The sequence below is a fragment of the Pseudoalteromonas sp. 19-MNA-CIBAN-0066 genome (assembly GCF_040308705.1).
Taxonomy (GTDB): Bacteria; Pseudomonadota; Gammaproteobacteria; order Enterobacterales; family Alteromonadaceae; genus Pseudoalteromonas; species Pseudoalteromonas nigrifaciens.
On sequence record NZ_JBEONZ010000015.1, the window covers coordinates 1 to 16,464 of the forward strand.

At 38.6% G+C, this 16,464-nt stretch carries 17 protein-coding genes; 4 read left to right on the forward strand and 13 right to left on the reverse strand.

Translation table 11 applies throughout. From position 1 onward, the window contains the following. The first annotated feature begins 527 nt into the window (after positions 1-527). The 4 genes from AAEZ18_RS10230 to AAEZ18_RS10245 are packed head-to-tail and all read left to right on the forward strand — an operon-like array spanning position 528 to position 5,163. A complete protein-coding gene (locus AAEZ18_RS10230; protein WP_011328470.1) occupies positions 528-1,226 on the forward strand; it encodes a transglutaminase-like cysteine peptidase in 699 nt (232 codons plus the stop codon). Continuing rightward, positions 1,210-3,216, forward strand: coding sequence for a bifunctional diguanylate cyclase/phosphodiesterase (locus tag AAEZ18_RS10235; protein WP_011328471.1), 2,007 nt, complete (start codon positions 1,210-1,212; stop codon positions 3,214-3,216). Before AAEZ18_RS10230 ends, AAEZ18_RS10235 begins: the two co-directional genes overlap by 17 nt. Positions 3,217-3,241: 25 nt before the next feature. After that, positions 3,242-3,784 (forward strand): hypothetical protein, encoded by a 543-nt coding sequence (locus tag AAEZ18_RS10240; RefSeq protein ID WP_011328472.1) that lies wholly within the window; start codon positions 3,242-3,244, stop codon positions 3,782-3,784. Between the two features lie 53 nt (positions 3,785-3,837). Next, the gene (locus tag AAEZ18_RS10245; protein ID WP_011328473.1) at positions 3,838-5,163 is read left to right on the forward strand and encodes an O-antigen ligase family protein; all 1,326 of its coding nucleotides are present in this window, start codon (positions 3,838-3,840) and stop codon (positions 5,161-5,163) included. Here AAEZ18_RS10245 and AAEZ18_RS10250 read toward each other — a convergent pair. The 13 genes from AAEZ18_RS10250 to rpmF all read right to left on the reverse strand — a co-directional run bounded on the left by AAEZ18_RS10250 (position 5,160) and on the right by rpmF (position 16,458). Continuing rightward, positions 5,160-7,019: an alkaline phosphatase D family protein gene (locus AAEZ18_RS10250; RefSeq protein WP_192531806.1), complete on the reverse strand. Its 1,860-nt coding sequence runs from the start codon at positions 7,017-7,019 to the stop codon at positions 5,160-5,162. The two genes, AAEZ18_RS10245 and AAEZ18_RS10250, sit on opposite strands and share 4 nt — an antisense overlap. A gap of 4 nt (positions 7,020-7,023) precedes the next feature. After that, positions 7,024-7,803 (reverse strand): TatD family hydrolase, encoded by a 780-nt coding sequence (locus AAEZ18_RS10255; protein WP_011328476.1) that lies wholly within the window; start codon positions 7,801-7,803, stop codon positions 7,024-7,026. Between the two features lie 9 nt (positions 7,804-7,812). Then, a complete protein-coding gene (locus tag AAEZ18_RS10260) occupies positions 7,813-8,139 on the reverse strand; it encodes a PilZ domain-containing protein (RefSeq protein ID WP_011328477.1) in 327 nt (108 codons plus the stop codon). Between the two features lie 10 nt (positions 8,140-8,149). Further along, positions 8,150-9,064, reverse strand: a complete 915-nt coding sequence (locus AAEZ18_RS10265; protein ID WP_011328478.1) for a DNA polymerase III subunit — start codon at positions 9,062-9,064, stop codon at positions 8,150-8,152. Between the two features lies 1 nt (position 9,065). After that, positions 9,066-9,692 carry a dTMP kinase gene (gene tmk, locus AAEZ18_RS10270; RefSeq protein WP_011328479.1) on the reverse strand — a complete coding sequence of 209 codons (627 nt, stop codon included), beginning with the start codon at positions 9,690-9,692 and terminating at the stop codon, positions 9,066-9,068. Positions 9,693-9,698: 6 nt separating this feature from the next. Beyond that, positions 9,699-10,685, reverse strand: a complete 987-nt coding sequence (mltG, locus tag AAEZ18_RS10275) for an endolytic transglycosylase MltG (protein ID WP_011328480.1) — start codon at positions 10,683-10,685, stop codon at positions 9,699-9,701. Then, on the reverse strand, positions 10,679-11,503 hold the full coding sequence (gene pabC / locus AAEZ18_RS10280) for an aminodeoxychorismate lyase (protein ID WP_011328481.1): 825 nt from the start codon (positions 11,501-11,503) through the stop codon (positions 10,679-10,681). Before pabC ends, mltG begins: the two co-directional genes overlap by 7 nt. A gap of 59 nt (positions 11,504-11,562) precedes the next feature. Beyond that, positions 11,563-12,801, reverse strand: a complete 1,239-nt coding sequence (gene fabF / locus AAEZ18_RS10285; RefSeq protein WP_011328482.1) for a beta-ketoacyl-ACP synthase II — start codon at positions 12,799-12,801, stop codon at positions 11,563-11,565. A 208-nt stretch (positions 12,802-13,009) separates the two neighbouring features. Next, positions 13,010-13,246 (reverse strand): acyl carrier protein, encoded by a 237-nt coding sequence (gene acpP / locus AAEZ18_RS10290; RefSeq protein WP_006792304.1) that lies wholly within the window; start codon positions 13,244-13,246, stop codon positions 13,010-13,012. 250 nt (positions 13,247-13,496) lie between these two features. Then, complete coding sequence (fabG, locus tag AAEZ18_RS10295) at positions 13,497-14,243, reverse strand: 3-oxoacyl-ACP reductase FabG (protein WP_011328483.1); 747 nt, start codon at positions 14,241-14,243, stop codon at positions 13,497-13,499. A gap of 11 nt (positions 14,244-14,254) precedes the next feature. Next, the gene (fabD, locus tag AAEZ18_RS10300; RefSeq protein ID WP_193038392.1) at positions 14,255-15,181 is read right to left on the reverse strand and encodes an ACP S-malonyltransferase; all 927 of its coding nucleotides are present in this window, start codon (positions 15,179-15,181) and stop codon (positions 14,255-14,257) included. Positions 15,182-15,238: 57 nt separating this feature from the next. Beyond that, the gene (gene plsX, locus AAEZ18_RS10305) at positions 15,239-16,276 is read right to left on the reverse strand and encodes a phosphate acyltransferase PlsX (RefSeq protein ID WP_011328485.1); all 1,038 of its coding nucleotides are present in this window, start codon (positions 16,274-16,276) and stop codon (positions 15,239-15,241) included. 11 nt (positions 16,277-16,287) lie between these two features. Next, positions 16,288-16,458, reverse strand: a complete 171-nt coding sequence (gene rpmF, locus AAEZ18_RS10310) for a 50S ribosomal protein L32 (RefSeq protein WP_011328486.1) — start codon at positions 16,456-16,458, stop codon at positions 16,288-16,290. Between the last annotated feature and the right edge of the window lie 6 nt (positions 16,459-16,464).

Consider the following 16,464-nt stretch of genomic DNA (forward strand, 5'->3'; position numbering starts at 1 on the left):
AAGTTTTCTGGCGAATTCAATTATACCTTATCTTCATGCTGTTTGTTTTTCATACCACAAAGATCAACACGCCCTAGTAAAACAGATCTCAAAAAACTCGTAAATATTGTATTTTCATGTGCACCGAGATTGTGTTTAATATTAAGCCTCTCATGTATTACTTAAGCTTTAAGTAATTAATATATATGGTTTATCAATGGTATAACTTAACAATGTAGTGTATTTGCTACATAGCACTTTATATCAATTGCCATACAATTTAATAAAGTCAAAATTTAGTGCCAATTTTTATTATATCCAACGAGCAATCTTTAAAACTTTTAACGCATATGTTGGGGTCACTAATCGCGATTTCGTACATTTAAAGTACAAAACAACGCAATTCAATAAACATTAAACCACACCTTTTAATTAGTCAATGCTAACAAATTGTTTCATTAAAACTTATTTAACCTACTTTATTGCTAGTTTCGGTTTTAATGCTAATAATATAATAAGTGTCGCATCTAAATTTTAAGGAACTACTTGTGCGTTTGGGGTGCTGCATTGTTATCTTGTTATCTTTTTATGTTTACTCACAAGACACAATCAATTACTTGCGTAATAGCGAAATAATTGAACGTGCAAAACAACATTATGGTAAAGATGGACATAATCGCATAAAGCAATGGCTTAGGTTTATTGATGCATCGATTGATAAGAATGAATGGCGGCAGGTACATCTGGTTAATAATTTTTTTAATGAACATATAAAATACAAAACAGATAATGAGCTTTGGAATAAAAATGATTATTGGGCTACACCAATAGAAAGCTTGGGTGTAGGTATGGGGGATTGTGAGGATTACGTTATAGCTAAATACTTTACTTTAATTGCGCTTGGTATTCCTGAAGAAAAAATAAGGTTTATGTATGTGCGTCAACACACCATTAATCAGCCCCACATGGTACTGATATACTTTCCTGAAGCTGACCAAGTTCCTTTTGTTTTGGGTAACTTTAATACCCAGTTACTCCCCGCAAATAAACGTCACGATTTAACACCTATATACAGTTTTAATGGCCAAGGTTTATGGTTAGCCAAAGCAAAAGGGCTTGGTAATAAAGTTAAAAATAGTAGCGGTGTGTCGGCTTGGGATACTATGCTAAAAAGAATTGAAAAAGGTGAGCTTGCACTCGTAAATGGAATTGATACAGGAGATGAAAATAATGTATCACCCTTTTAAACAAGGTATGAGTCTTAAAATACAGATCTACGGGCTAATAATTTGTATTTCCATTTTATCTTTTTTTGTAAGAATTATTATTGATGTAGATACAACCCGAGACTATTTACAAACACAAATGGCAAGCCATGCAAAAGACACAGCTACAAGCCTAGGACTTTCTATCTCCCCTTATTTGGATACAGATGGAATCATAATAGGGCAAACTATGGCAACCGCAATATTTGATTCTGGTTATTATAGTAAAATACGCTTTATTAATACGAAACATGAAACGCTATTCTCATTAGAAAACCCTACCCATGTAGATTCTGTGCCTCATTGGTTTACAAACACTGTAAAATTAAGCGCGCCTACAATGCAATCTGAAATAAATACGGGTTGGATCATTGCTGGTACACTTGAAGTTACCAGCCACTTAGGAGAGTCATATTTAACTTTATGGCTACACACAAAGCGTAGCTTTTATAGTTCGCTCATATTATTAATTGCTTCACTGCTGATCACTTATTTTATTTTACAAACAATATTCAAACCTTTAAAAGCAGTTGAGAAGCAAGCACTGCTTGTTACTCGCAAACGCTTTACACTCAATAATAAAGTGCCGTTAGCCCACGAATTGCGCATAGTAACCAAAGCAATTAATAATATGGTGCTTAATTTGCAAAGTACATTCGACTCTTTAGCTAAACAAACCCAAGCGCTAACAAACGCCGTGTATAGTGATCCACTAACAGGGTTAGGTAATCGCAAATCTTTTGAAAACTATTTTAACGCCGTTACCCACTCCATTACCTCTGAGCGTCCAATGACAGCAACAATGGTCACACTTCCCTCGCTAGTAAACATTAATCGAACACTTAGCTATCAAAGGGGTGATGAGTATGTGACTGACGTTGCTAAAATATTAAAACTCTCTTTAGCTGAACTAAATAATTATAGGTTATGCCGAATAAATGGCAGTACTTTTGTTTTTATTGCGCCATACGATATTACTTTTTTATATAATTTACACGCTAACCTTATTGACCTGTTTAGCCAAAAACAGCACAGCTCACATAATAATGGTTATGCCCGCTTAGCTTCTATAAATGTTGAAAAAAGCTTAACACTGAGTCATTTACTTTCGTCATTAGATACCAAATGTACTATTGGAGAAAGTACGATTGACGCTAACATTGATAATAAAATAGTCTTTAGTGTTGAAGAGTGGCAAAAAATAATTCAGAGCATAATTAACTCTGGGGAAGTGAGCTTTTCAGTACAGCCTGTGAAAAAAAGTAATACCGAGTTTACACAGTGCTACTTTGAGGTATTTGCGCACTTTATCTATAACAATGAAAAAATAAACAATAGTCACTTATTCGCTATGGCCGAAAAGTTAAATTTAACAGAAGAACTGGATAAAAAATTAATCCGTGATTTTATTAATATTAAAATGCAATATCCAGAGGATAAATTCGCATTAAATATAAGTAAGTCCTCATTATATTCACCGGAGTTTATACAATGGCTAGGTGCGTTTTCTCAACACTACCCCTGCCTCAAAAACAATCTTATTTTTGAGCTACATGAATTGAGCTTACTAAGTAATATACGCGTTGCTGCACTTCATATTGATGCGATAAAAGAGGTTGGTATTAGTGTGTGTGTAGAGCACTTTGGCACCAGTTTAACCTCTTTTAAGTATTTACATGGTCTTGATATTGAGTATGTGAAAATTGACGGTAGCTACATCCAAGATTTAATTGATAATCCGCAAAGTCGCTTTTATATTCAAACTGTAAATAATATTTGTCATGGCTTTGGCATAAAAGTCTTAGCGTGTTTAATTGAAAAGCCCGAAACATTAAACATACTCGAAAGCTTAGGTTGTGATGGTGTTCAAGGGAATTTAATTTGCTCCGCCTCACAAGTAATCAACATTATTGATGAAAACACAAATAAAAAGTTTACTTTTCATCCAAATGTATTAGAATTTTGTAAGTAGCCTATTTTTTAAACAAGGGTCGATCATGAAATCAATTATCTTATTTGGATTAATAGTAGGGCTGTGTGTATTTTATGTACCGCAAACTTATGCACAAACTAATACATCAAAATCTGTTCAGTCTGCAGGGATAGACAACTTAATTTCGATTTTAAGTAATGCACCAATAAATGTATCTCCTGAGCAACTGCAACAAGACTTAGTTGCCGCCATTAAAATTATTTGTAAAAACAATATAAAAAACCAACTAGACAAAACCTTGCCACGAGGCAATTGTAGTAACGCTCAGGTTGATCAAATGATTACTGCCGTTATTGCTGCTTTTGGTGTAGACAGCCCTATGGTTGCTACTTTATTAGCCGCACTTTCTGCATACGGAGTAGATTCAGACACTATTACACTTGCTGCAATTAATGCGGGCATAGATGCTACTATTGCTTCACAAGCCACGGCAGCAGGCCCTATCCAAGCACAACCTAATCCTCCTATTAGCTTACCTGTATTGCCTACACCTCCTGGATCGGGTGGTACTGGTGGTGATACTGGTATATCTGAAGTTGGTAACTAACTTTATTAAATATAAATGCAGCCTTAGCGCTGCGTTTATATTTTGAGATGGCTGTGAATCGCTTTATATTTTTTTTTATATGTTTAATTATTTTTTTACTCCCCCTACCCCTTGGCAGTTACCGCCCATGGGCAATATTAGCTATAGGCGTGCTGATTAGCTTTACGTTTTTATTGCATTTATTTAATAGTGCTATTAAAAATAAACAACTGCTTTATCCTCCTTTATACTCTTGGCCTATATTTATTGCTCTTGGCGTTGTTGTTTTAGTATGCACAATACAGCTATTTAGTATAAGTGTTGATCCGTTTCAAACTCAGCAAATGTTAATTAAAACCTGGTTTATGCTATTATTTTGCTGGTTAATTTTTATTTACTGTAACCACTCCCTACGAATTAAAAAACTAGTTTACACTGTTATTTTTGCTGGGGTTTTTCAGGCCTTATATGCAAGTTATTTAAGCTTATCACCCGATATTATTAGCCCATTATTTAGTTATAAACATACCGATCGTGCTATTGGTACTTTTACTTATTCTAACTTTTTAGCCAACTATTTAGCGCTGTGCTTATGCTTAGGCATAGGTGTGTTGATCAGTGAGTTAAAACGCTCTGCTAACGACAATACACAATCACTCGCACAAACATTACGTGACTGGGCTGGTATATTATTAAGCTCTAAAATTGTATTACGCGTATCATTAATTATTATTATTGTTGCCTTAATATTAACTCGCAGCCGCATGGGTAACTCGGCATTTTTTATCGCTTTAATGGTTATGAGCTTATTGGCTTTATTTATTTACAGACAAAAGCCCAAAGCGTTTAAACACCTTATTATTAGCTTTTTTATTATCGATTTAATTATTATTGGTGCAATATTTGACGTTGAAAAAGTAAAACAGCGTATTAGCGAAACCAGTATACACTCAGAAACGCGTGACGAAGTGGTACGCGACTCTATACCACTTATATTAGATAAACCATTGCTGGGATCAGGTGGGGGTACTTTTTACACTGCTTTCCCTGCGTATCAATCAGAGCCCTTTTCTGGCTACTACGATAATGCGCATAACGATTATATACAATTTGCTGTGGAGCTAGGTATACCGGCAACATTAGCACTTGGTTTGCTGATACTTTATTGTTTATGGCTCTGTATTGCGACCATGCGCCAACGCAAAACCGCACTTTATCAAGGAGTAGCATTTGGCTGTGCAGTAGCTATTATTACTATGCTACTGCATTCTTTAGTCGACTATTCGCTGCAAGCTGGCGCTAATTCAATGCTGTTTTTGGCTATTTTATGCTTAGCTATTTTAACTAATAAATTACCTGCGCCTAAAACTATAAAAAAAAGACGTAATCAAGCTGACTAGTGCTGTGCTAAATCAAACTCAGTTAAGTGACCATCGCCATGAATAAGCTGATAGCGGGCCAAATTACCTTGCTCTAGCGTTATTAAGCTAATAGCTGAATCGCTCACTAAATACTTTTGCCCATCGCCTTTGGTTTGGTGTTTATCAACCTCCATATGCCAACGTTTAGTAAAGAAATTCAGCGGACTTTTCGGGCTATATAAAATTGAATCGAGTTTATCGAGTATATTTATTAATTTACGCGGAAATTCATTTTTTATACCACTGGCAGTCAGCTGCCACACTCTATTAGGATGATCGCCAAAACGTTTTTGCACCGAAAAACAAAAGGAGTAATGTACATCACCAGATAAAATTAGCGTTTCGTTTGGGGTATCGTCTCTTCTAAAAGTATCGAGCAATTTTCTTGCCGAGCCTTCGTGAGCCATCCAGTTCTCTACGTCTACCGTGAGCGGTTGGCCGCACATATTAAATAGCGCTTGAATAGCTTCAATCGATTTAACGCCAAATACTGGCGCGGGCGATACAATAATAACTTGATCATGGCTCAATAAGCTCTGCTCAAGATCAGTAAGTCGCTCCCAATCAAGTAGACCAGAGGGCTCATTAAAATTTTGCTCATTACGCCAACGATGTGTGCGAGTGTCGAGCACCACCACTTTAGGAACCGTTGTCAGTTCATAATGCCAATGACTAAATTCTGTTAGTGTTTTATCAAATGTTTTAAATTGCCAAATATTACTACTCGCTAAGCTGTGCTTAAACGCAGCGATTAATGTGCCCGTTTTAGTGAGTGCATCATTTCCCATCCCTTGAAACAACCAGTAACTAATTAAACCATTGCTTACAATACGTTTACTCACTGGGTTTTGACTAATCGCTTGCTCCCATCCAGCTGTCAGGTTCCAGTCATCGGTTACATCATGATCGTCAAATATCATTAATGTAGATACATTGGCAAACAACCGCTCTACATCACTCAATCCTTTTGTATAATCAATCAGTGCTGATTTTTCGGCGTTAAAAATAGTCTTGTTTTGCTCGTTTTGACCTGCATACGTTATGCTTTGTATATCTACACATTGCCAAGCGGCAGCACTAAAATTTAATAAATAAAGTGCTATATATTCTTCAAAGTGAATAAGGTGATTGTGGGCTTTTACACTTGAAAAGTGAGGTTCATCTTTTTTCAGCCAGTAACTAACACCTAACTTTGAGCGTTTTTGCCAAGGTGTTTTTGGTAAGAACAAATGGCGATTATAAAGCTGCTCATTTATATCGTTCGGTAGCTCAACTGTAAGTGGTTGCTCTTTATAAATACCTAAGGCTTCAATTAACTGATGAATGGCTAATAACATAGGTCCTGCTACGTCATCGGCATAAACCTGATCACCGCTCAGTAATAGCAATTGTGCACCTTGGTTGTTATTACCGCGCTGAGTGTTTTGCCAATGACTTGCACAGACTAAACTGTCTTTTGCGGGATGATGTGCATTACGACATGATCCGTGCAAAATATCACTGAGTTTATTGGGAATTACAAATGCAGGTGTTGCTTGATTGCTATAGCACCAAGGCGATAAATCAATTGGAGTATCGTCAACTATAAGTTCGTAGCTTAATAAGCTGTCAGTAGGAAACTTATGATTTACTGGCTTTATAATGACGAAATGCAGATATAAGTGCTCGCCGAGAGAAACGCTGTGCTGATCGCTGTAACATTCATAATTTAACAGTTCAATGCGACAGTTTACAGGCTTAGAGGTAGCAAACTGAATGCATACACTGGTTTGCTCTGCACGGCGCACCATAGGCCCCATTAATAAAATAGGAAGTTGCGCCGTGTGAGTTTTCATGTATTTAGCCTTTGGCTGCTAATTTAAATAAAGAGTAAAAGTTCTCTGTAGTCGCTTTTGCCAGCTCGTTAAAGCTAATTCCCTTTAATTCACTAATGTAATAAGCCACATCTTCTACATATGCTGGCTGATTAGTTTTTCCGCGATACGGTACTGGTGCTAAATATGGAGAGTCGGTTTCTATTAACAAGCGATCGAGCGGTATTTGTTTTACCACTTCTTTTAACTCTACGGCATTTTTGAAGGTAACAATGCCCGAAATCGAAATATAAAAGCCCATATCAATGGCTTTTTTAGCCATATCCCAATCTTCAGTAAAACAATGTAGTACACCACCACAATTTTCGGCGTTATGCTGTTTCATTAAATTAATGGTATCGCTACGAGCGTCACGAGTATGAATAATTAATGGCTTTTGTAGTTGATTTGCTACTTCTATATGACCTACAAAGCTTGCCTGTTGTACGGCATGCGTGTCTTTTGCGTAGTAGTAATCAAGTCCTGTTTCACCAATGGCGACGACTTTATCGTGCGACGCTAAATCGATTAATTGTTGCTTATTAAGCGCATCTTTTTGATCAAGTGGATGTACGCCACACGAAGCTGACACATCATCATAATGCTTAATTTTATCAAGCATATTCGGGAATTGATCAAGTGTTACGCTTACACATAAAAAGTGTTCAACCTTTTTTGCACGCGCTTTATCAAGCACTTGGTCAAGGTTTAAATCGAGCTTATCAAAATCAAGGCGGTCTAAATGGCAATGAGAATCTACAATCATGGTACTACTTTACATGGTATAAGTTGGATTACCGGAGTTTAACATAGTCCCCAGTAGTTTTTCGATCTTGGCGTTTAGGTTTGTTTTATCATCTAAAAAACTAATACCTATGCCAGGCGGGTTAGAGCTTTGCGCTCCTTGTGGTGTGATCCACGACACTTTCCCGGTCACAACGTCATCCTCTAACGCATCTGGAAGGGTAACTCGTAAAGCGAGTGAATGCCCTACTTCGTAACGCATATTAGTGCGTACAAATAAGCCGCCTTTTTTTAAATAAGGCATATAACAGCAATATAATTCATCTAAATCGTCTATATCTACTAATAGCTCTTGCATGCTCAGTCCTTTAATTATTTCGCAGTACGGACGCTAATCTCGATACTGCTAGCGGTAAATTTAGCCCGAGTATTTTGGTATTATTTTGTAAAAACTCGTTTAGAGCATGTTGCACATTTTGATAAGCGTCAAAGCTCATGCCTTGCATAAGCTGTTGTTTTAATTGCTCGCTTAAAAACAACGTAAATATACGAATAAGCTCAGGCTGTTTATTTATTATTGCTACTAACTCTGTAAAATTATGACTTTGTTTAAACTCAGTTGCAAATTTATAAAGTGTATTTATATTTTGTAGCTGATTTTGCTCTTGCCAGTATTTAACTTGCAATGGTTGGCTGTAAAACAGCGGCAACCAGGTGTAATTAGTTATTTCTAGCGATTCTAACCATTGCTGAGCAAGTGCTAAGTTTGTTACTTTTACATCTGTTTTTGCACAGCGACTTAAAACAGTGGCTGGCAATTGTGTAGCTTGACTGGATGTGAGAATTAAAAACCGGCTTTGACTTGGCTCTTCTAGCGTTTTTAATAACGCATTTGCAGCAGCGGTAGTCATTTTTTCGCAGTTTTCGATAATAGCGACTTTATTACCATTTTGCGCTGCCGAATGATGCATAAAATCACTAATACCACGTATATCGTCTACGCCAATACTCTGCCCATCAACTTGCGTTAAGCGCTTATCAGGGTGAGTACCTGCCTTTATTAATAAACAACTTTTACACTGTCCACAAGCCGACAATACACTTTTTTTTGCCGCAACTTGCTCGGCTATATTGTTGCACAACAATGCATTGGCTAACTGGCTTGCAAAAGCAAACTTGCCAACACCAATAGGACCACTAAACAACTGCGCATGATGAAAGCGCTGTGCTTTAAAACTTTGTGTTAAGCGTTGCTCTATATCGTGTAGCCAAGGCAGTGTCATATTATTTTTGCTCTGCAAAAAATGTGCGTAATACATTCGTTATATCACGATGTACGTGCTCAATGCTTTGGTTTGCGTCAACAGTTTTAATAGAGTTGTCGTCATTAGCAAGTTCTAAGTAACGCATCCGTGTACGCTGAAAAAACTCAATCGCTTCTTGTTCTATTCTATCTAATTCGCCTCGACCTTTAGCGCGTTCAAGGCCAATAACCGGATCAATATCTAAGTAAATGGTTAAATCGGGTTTTAGCCCTTTTAATACCATGGAAGAAAGTGATGCAAGTGTATTAGCACTAATACCACGCCCACCACCCTGATACGCCTGCGATGACAAGTCATGACGATCGGCAAGTACCCATTGCCCTTGCTCAAGTGCTGGGTTAATAACATTATGCATTAGCTGCGAGCGTGCAGCGTACATAATTAATAACTCAGTTTCGAACGCTATTTCTTCGTCATGTTGTGCTTTTACTAATGTACGTAACGACTCAGCAAGCGGCGTACCACCGGGTTCACGCACATTAATAAAATCAATTTTTTTGCTGTTTAAAAACGACTGGCACAAAGCAATAGCGGTAGATTTACCGGCCCCTTCTAACCCTTCGATTACTATAAATTTAGGTTTCATAAAAAATTAGTTCTTTTTGTTTAATATATACGTTTTAACTGCCGCATTGTGTTGCTTCAATGTGGTTGAAAATTGATGACTGCCATCACCTTTTGAAACAAAGTAAACATACTCAGTTGTGGGTGGATTAACCGCGGCTAAAATAGCTGCCTTTGATGGCATGGCAATGGGTGTTGGCGGCAGGCCATTAATACGATAGGTGTTATAGGGCGTGTAGTTACGCAAGTCTTTGCGTTTAATATCGCCGTCAAAGCTCTCCCCAATGCCGTAAATTACGGTTGGATCTGTTTGTAGACGCATATTAGTATTTAGTCTGTTTACAAATGCAGAGGCGATTAATGGCCGCTCACTGGCAAGGCCCGTTTCTTTTTCAATAATGGAGGCCATTATCAGTGCTTCGTACGCTGTTTTATAGGGTAAATTTTGTGCACGCTGCTGCCAAGCAGTATCAAGGGTTTGCTGCATTTTTTGGGCGGCGCGTTTTAGCACACTGCTAATTGTGTCGTTATTATGATAGTGATAGGTTTCGGGAAATAACCAGCCTTCTAAGTGCATATCACTGCCAAGTATTTGCTGACTTAGTTGCTGCTCTTTTAAATCATTTTTTAAGTTATTGGCATTTTTAATAGCGGCTAATACTTCGCGCAGCGCTTGGCCTTCAATAATTGTAAAACTAAAGCTAACTTGTTGGCCATTATTTATTTTTTTTATATTGCTAATAACACTATCACTATTAAGTGCGTAAAGCCCAGTTTTTAAATCTGTGAGTGTTGGGTCTAGTTTAGCAAGTAATTGGTAACGCCAGCAGTTTTCTACCCAGTTATTGGCTTGCCATTGCTTACATAACTGATTAAAGCCAGTACCTTTTTTCACTTCAAATTGGGTGTTATTCGCTACTTTTAATGGGCTATGGAGCGTTGCTTGTAATTGCTGATAACCAAAAACACTGGTAATTATAGCTAATAATAATACCGATAAAGTAACTTTTAACACTTAGCCTCCTTGGCTAATAATTTATTTAATAATAACTGGCTATGCACAATATCAAAGCTACGCTGCTCAAGACGATTAATAGGCACTACGCCCATTAAGCTATTACAGATAAAAACCGCATCTGCTTCAAGTAAGTCTGCAATACTCACGCACTTAAAATCAACGGCTAATTTATCACATAATGATTGTAGATAAACCCCCTTTATCCCGCACTCATTAAGGCTTGGGGTAAATAATTTATTTTGCTTAATAGCAATAATATTTGCTGCAGAGGCTTCTATCACATTGTTGTTATAATCAAGTACAAGCACATCATCACAAGGTTGCGTTTGCAGCGCTTTTTTTATTAATACTTGTTCAAGGCGGTTTAGTGTTTTGAGCCCTGCAAGCAAGGGTTGTGCGGCTAGTTTAATGGGGCTGATGTTAAGGCTTATCCCCTCATTTACCAGTCTGCTGTAATTTTGAGGATACTCTAAAACACTCAATAACACGGTTACATTACAGGTTTGCGGCAAACCATAACCGCGCCCTCCTTCGCCTCGCGTTATTACAATTTTAAGCACACACAACGTATGCTCCGCTATACTTTTAGCTATGTGAGCTTCAAGTTCAGCAATATCTACTAATGGAAAACCAAGTCGTGCAGCACATTCAATTAAACGTGCTTTATGATGTGACCAATGCTCTACTTGCCCATTTACTACTTTTGCAGTTGTAAAAAAGCCATCACCATAATTTAAGCCACGATCGTACGCGCTTATAGTGCTGTTTTTAACTGTTGTAATAATAGTTTGTGTGTTTTTTTGTGTTTTTTGCATATAAAAAAAGCCCAGTTAAACAACTGAGCTCTTATAGTCTGGTCTGTTGTTAAAAAAGATTATACCTTTTTAAACAGTAACGAGCCATTAGTACCACCAAAGCCAAACGAGTTACATAGTGCAAACTCTAATTTTGCATCTCGGGCAGTGTGCGGTACATAGTCTAAATCGCACCCTTCATCTGGGTTATCAAGATTAATTGTTGGGGTAACTTTTTGATCGGTTAACGACAATATTGAAATAATCGACTCAACCGAACCAGCAGCACCTAATAAGTGACCCATCATAGATTTAGATGAACTCACCATTACGTCTTTTGCTGCACTGCCAAAAACACTTTTAACGGCCGAGGTTTCTGCTTTGTCGCCTGCATGAGTCGATGTACCATGTGCGTTAATGTAACCAATTTGGTCCGCATTTACTTGCGCATCGTTTAGCGCATTTTCCATCGCTAATGCTGCGCCTGCACCATCTTCTGGTGGTGAAGTCATATGAAATGCATCACCACTCATACCAAAACCAACTAGTTCTGCGTAAATTTTTGCACCACGTGCTTTTGCGTGTTCGTATTCTTCAACAACCACAACACCCGCACCATCTGATAATACAAAACCATCGCGGTCTTTATCCCAAGGACGCGAAGCCGCTTGTGGATCATCGTTGCGTGTTGAAAGTGCACGAGCAGCATTAAAGCCCCCCATACCAATTGGTGTACAGGCTTTTTCAGCACCGCCAGCTACCATAGCATCTGCATCGCCATACGCTATCATACGGGCAGCATGGCCAATATTATGCAAACCCGTAGTACAGGCTGTAACAATAGAAATATTAGGGCCACGTAGTCCATTCATTATTGATAAATGACCTGAAATCATATTAATAATGGTAGAAGGTACATAAAATGGGGATAACTTACGCGGTCCACTATTAAGTAGTTTTATATGGTTTTCTTCAATAAGCGTTAAACCACCAATACCTGAACCCACTGCTACGCCAATACGCGTCGCGTTTTGTTCAGTTACTTCAAGGCCTGAATCTTTAAATGCTTGGATCCCCGCGGCAATGCCGTATTGAATAAATAAATCCATTTTTTTAGCATCTTTTGCTGGCATATAAGCCGATGCATCAAAATCATTGATTAGACCCGCGAAATGCGTACCAAATTTTGATGTATCAAAGTGTGTGATAGTTTGAATACCACTTTTGCCATCTAATAAGCCCTGCCAGGTTGATTGCACATCATTACCTAGCGGCGTCAACATTCCTAAGCCAGTTACGACAACTCGACGTTTAGCCACGGTTTGCCTCCAATAAGGTGTTTTATAAGGGGATAATAATACCCAAGCAACTTCAAAGTACTCGTCTCAAATTAGATTTAAAACGCATAATACCAATAAAATCAGTGTAAATTAGATTGATGTTTAGCTTTGCTTTGAATCATATACTTTGAAGTGGTTTGGATATAGAGATTAAGGGCAGCGAATGCTGCCCTTAATATGCGATTAATTACTCAGCGTGAGCTGTAACGTAATCGATAGCAGATTGTACTGTAGTGATTTTTTCAGCTTCTTCATCAGGGATCTCAGTATCAAACTCTTCTTCAAGAGCCATTACTAATTCAACTGTATCAAGAGAATCTGCACCTAAGTCATCTACGAAAGAAGATTCATTCTTCACTTCTTCTTCTTTAACACCTAGTTGTTCGATGATAATTTTCTTTACGCGTTCTTGGATATCGCTCATTCTTCTTTCCTTTATTAAAAACGCCAATGCGTTATTTTCAGATTGCGGCGTAGTTTACGTCGCATAATTCTCTGATTCAATCTTTTGACCATAAATAATTGTCTGGTCAAACCTCTTGAGTGTACGTTTCGTCTTTTATCGCTTATTTTAACCACGATTTCAAGTATGTTTAAAGCAAGATTGCCAATAATTCAATCTTTTTTGGCAATTTAATTACTTATATTTAATTACTTTCTTTGCACATAGGCTATTAAACCATGTACATCGCACCATTTACATGCAAAGTTTCACCCGATACATACGCAGCCGCATCTGACGCTAGGTAACATACAGCAGCAGCAATTTCATCTGGTTGCCCTAAACGCCCTGCTGGTACATTTGCCAGTGTGGCTGCTTTTTGCTCATCCGTAAGACCATCGGTCATATCGGTTTGAATAAAACCAGGCGCAACTACGTTTACCGTAATACCACGCGACGCTACTTCGCGTGCTAGTGACTTAGAAAAGCCAATAACACCGGCTTTAGCCGCTGCATAGTTAGCTTGCCCAGCATTACCCATAGTGCCCACTACTGAGCCAATATTGATAATACGACCGTTCTTTTTCTTCATCATTGGGCGTAATACTGCCTTAGATAAACGGAATATAGAACTTAAGTTAGTGTCGATAATATCATCCCACTCACTTTCTTTCATGCGCATTAATAAATTATCGCGAGTGATGCCGGCATTATTTACCAATACGTCAACATCGCCAAAATCAGCTTTAATCGCCGCCAATGTCGCCTCAATAGATGCAGGATCAGTTACGTTTAACGCATAGCCTTTACCGCTTTCACCTAAATACTCGCTAATTTTAGCAGCGCCCGACTCACTGGTTGCCGTACCCGCTACTTTTGCGCCTTGGGCAACTAAAGTAGTTGCAATGGCTTTACCAATACCACGGCTAGCGCCCGTGATCAGGACAACTTTGCCCGCTAATGAAAATAAATTAGTCATATTTTATACTCTTATTTTGCAGCATCAATTGAGGCACAGTCGTTAACTGAACCACAGATCATTGCTTTATCAATTCGTTTTGCAAGGCCAGTTAATACTTTGCCTGGGCCAAATTCGTAGCTTTGCGTTACACCTTGTGCAACTAATGCTTGTACTGTTTCAGTCCAGCGTACTGGGCTGTATAACTGGCGTACTAATGCGTCTTTAATTGCATCAGCTGACGTTTCAGCTTTTACATCAACATTATTAATAACAGCGCATTTAGGCGCGTTAAATGTTAACGCAGCTAAATCAATAGCTAGCTTTTCAGCGGCCGGCTTCATTAGCTCACAATGCGATGGTACGCTAACAGCAAGTGGCAATGCACGTTTTGCACCTGCATCTTTACACGCTTGAGAAGCGCGATCTACAGCCGCTTTATGGCCTGCAATAACAACTTGCCCAGGAGAATTATAATTTACCGGAGAAACCACTTCACCCTGCGCTGCAGCGGCGCAAGCCGCTTTGGTTTCATCGTCGCCTAAGCCAATAATAGCAGCCATTGAACCCACACCTGCAGGTACGGCTTCTTGCATATATAAACCACGGTTTTCTACTAGCTTTACCGCTTCACTCAAGCTTATTACTTCGCTACATACTAATGCTGAGTACTCACCTAAGCTGTGTCCAGCCATAACAACATCTGCATCTGGGTTAGCTGCTAACCAGTCACGGTAAATAGCAACACTGGCTGTTAATAATGCAGGTTGAGTGCGGTGAGTTTGATTTAGCTTTTCTTCTGGGCCATTAAGAACCAGTTCTGCTAGGTCATATCCTAACGCCGCTGACGCTTCGCTAAAAGTTGCTTTAACAATGTCTGAGCTTTGGAGTAACTCAGTTAACATGCCAACACTTTGTGAGCCTTGACCTGGAAATAGAATTGCAATTTGTTGTGCCATATTTTGCTCTTTTTAATTAAACAAATAAATAATGTTATAAACACGGCAACTCAATTACTACTCGTTCACCGTGTCTTTAGAATGTATTTTTTCAAAAATTGCGGCTATTTTGTCAGGAAGTTGGCGTTCAACCTCCTTTACCGCTTCATCAATTGCTGCTTGAAATGCTTTAGCTGAGGCATTTCCATGGCTTTTAACCACAATACCGCGCAATCCTACCAGACTTGCACCGTTATACTGGTCGGGGTTCACCCTTTTATAGAGTTTTTTTATTATAGGACTCAGCATAAACGCCATGCATTTATATACGAGGTGCTTTTCAAGCGCGGCGGTAAACTTATTCATTATAAGTTTTGCAATCCCTTCACAGGTTTTAAGCGCCACATTACCCACAAAGCCTTCGCATACAATAACATCGGCTTTTCCGGTAAATATATCGCTACCTTCACTGTAACCAATATAGTTGATTAAAGGGCTTTGCTGCATTAATTGTGCAGCTTGCTTAATATCTTCATGGCCTTTGATATCTTCAGAGCCAATATTTAATAAACTTACTTTGGGATTATCGCAGCCAAGTGCTTGCCCTGCGACTACCGACCCCATAATGCCAAATTGATATAAGGTTTGCGCATCGCAATGTACGTTAGCACCCAGATCGAGTAAATAAACAGGGTTTTTTCGCTCTGTAGGTACCGCAGAAATAAGTGCTGGACGTTTTACACCAGGAAGCATTTTTAACACGTAATGTGCCATAAAGAATAACGCGCCAGTATTACCTGAACTTACGCATGCTTGAGCCTCGCCCGATTTAACTAAGTTAAGGGCAACGCGCATAGATGAATCTTTTTTGGAGCGTACAGCAACACCGGGCTTACATGCATTTGTAACAACTTCGCTACAGTGGCGAATAATAAGTCGAGGGTGTGCTAGTGAATCGAGTGATTCGAGTTGTTTTGATATGACTTGCTCATTACCGCATAAAATTAGCGTTAAATTAGCATGAGCATTTACCGCGTTAACGGCAGCGGGGATAGATGAACGGGGGCCGTAATCGCCCCCCATCATATCTAACGCTATGGTTAGATTATTCAGCATAAAGAAATCTCTTATTTAGAAATTACTTGAACGCCTTTGTAGTAACCATCTGCAGTCACATGGTGGCGACGATGAGTCTCACCAGATGTTTGATCTACAGTTAAGCTTGGACCACTAATCGCATCGTGTGAACGGCGCATGCCGCGTCTTGCACGAGACTTTTTGCTTTTTTGTACAGCCATAGTCTT

Coding starts and splice junctions, on each gene's coding strand:
- AAEZ18_RS10235 (WP_011328471.1), top strand. CDS start 1,210: ATGTATCACCCTTTTAAACAAGGTATGAGTCTTAAAATACAGATCTAC.
- AAEZ18_RS10240 (WP_011328472.1), top strand. CDS start 3,242: ATGAAATCAATTATCTTATTTGGATTAATAGTAGGGCTGTGTGTATTT.
- AAEZ18_RS10250 (WP_192531806.1), bottom strand. CDS start 7,019: ATGAAAACTCACACGGCGCAACTTCCTATTTTATTAATGGGGCCTATG.
- AAEZ18_RS10255 (WP_011328476.1), bottom strand. CDS start 7,803: ATGATTGTAGATTCTCATTGCCATTTAGACCGCCTTGATTTTGATAAG.
- AAEZ18_RS10260 (WP_011328477.1), bottom strand. CDS start 8,139: ATGCAAGAGCTATTAGTAGATATAGACGATTTAGATGAATTATATTGC.
- AAEZ18_RS10265 (WP_011328478.1), bottom strand. CDS start 9,064: ATGACACTGCCTTGGCTACACGATATAGAGCAACGCTTAACACAAAGT.
- tmk (WP_011328479.1), bottom strand. CDS start 9,692: ATGAAACCTAAATTTATAGTAATCGAAGGGTTAGAAGGGGCCGGTAAA.
- pabC (WP_011328481.1), bottom strand. CDS start 11,503: ATGCAAAAAACACAAAAAAACACACAAACTATTATTACAACAGTTAAA.
- acpP (WP_006792304.1), bottom strand. CDS start 13,246: ATGAGCGATATCCAAGAACGCGTAAAGAAAATTATCATCGAACAACTA.
- fabG (WP_011328483.1), bottom strand. CDS start 14,243: ATGACTAATTTATTTTCATTAGCGGGCAAAGTTGTCCTGATCACGGGC.
- fabD (WP_193038392.1), bottom strand. CDS start 15,181: ATGGCACAACAAATTGCAATTCTATTTCCAGGTCAAGGCTCACAAAGT.
- plsX (WP_011328485.1), bottom strand. CDS start 16,276: ATGCTGAATAATCTAACCATAGCGTTAGATATGATGGGGGGCGATTAC.
- rpmF (WP_011328486.1), bottom strand. CDS start 16,458: ATGGCTGTACAAAAAAGCAAAAAGTCTCGTGCAAGACGCGGCATGCGC.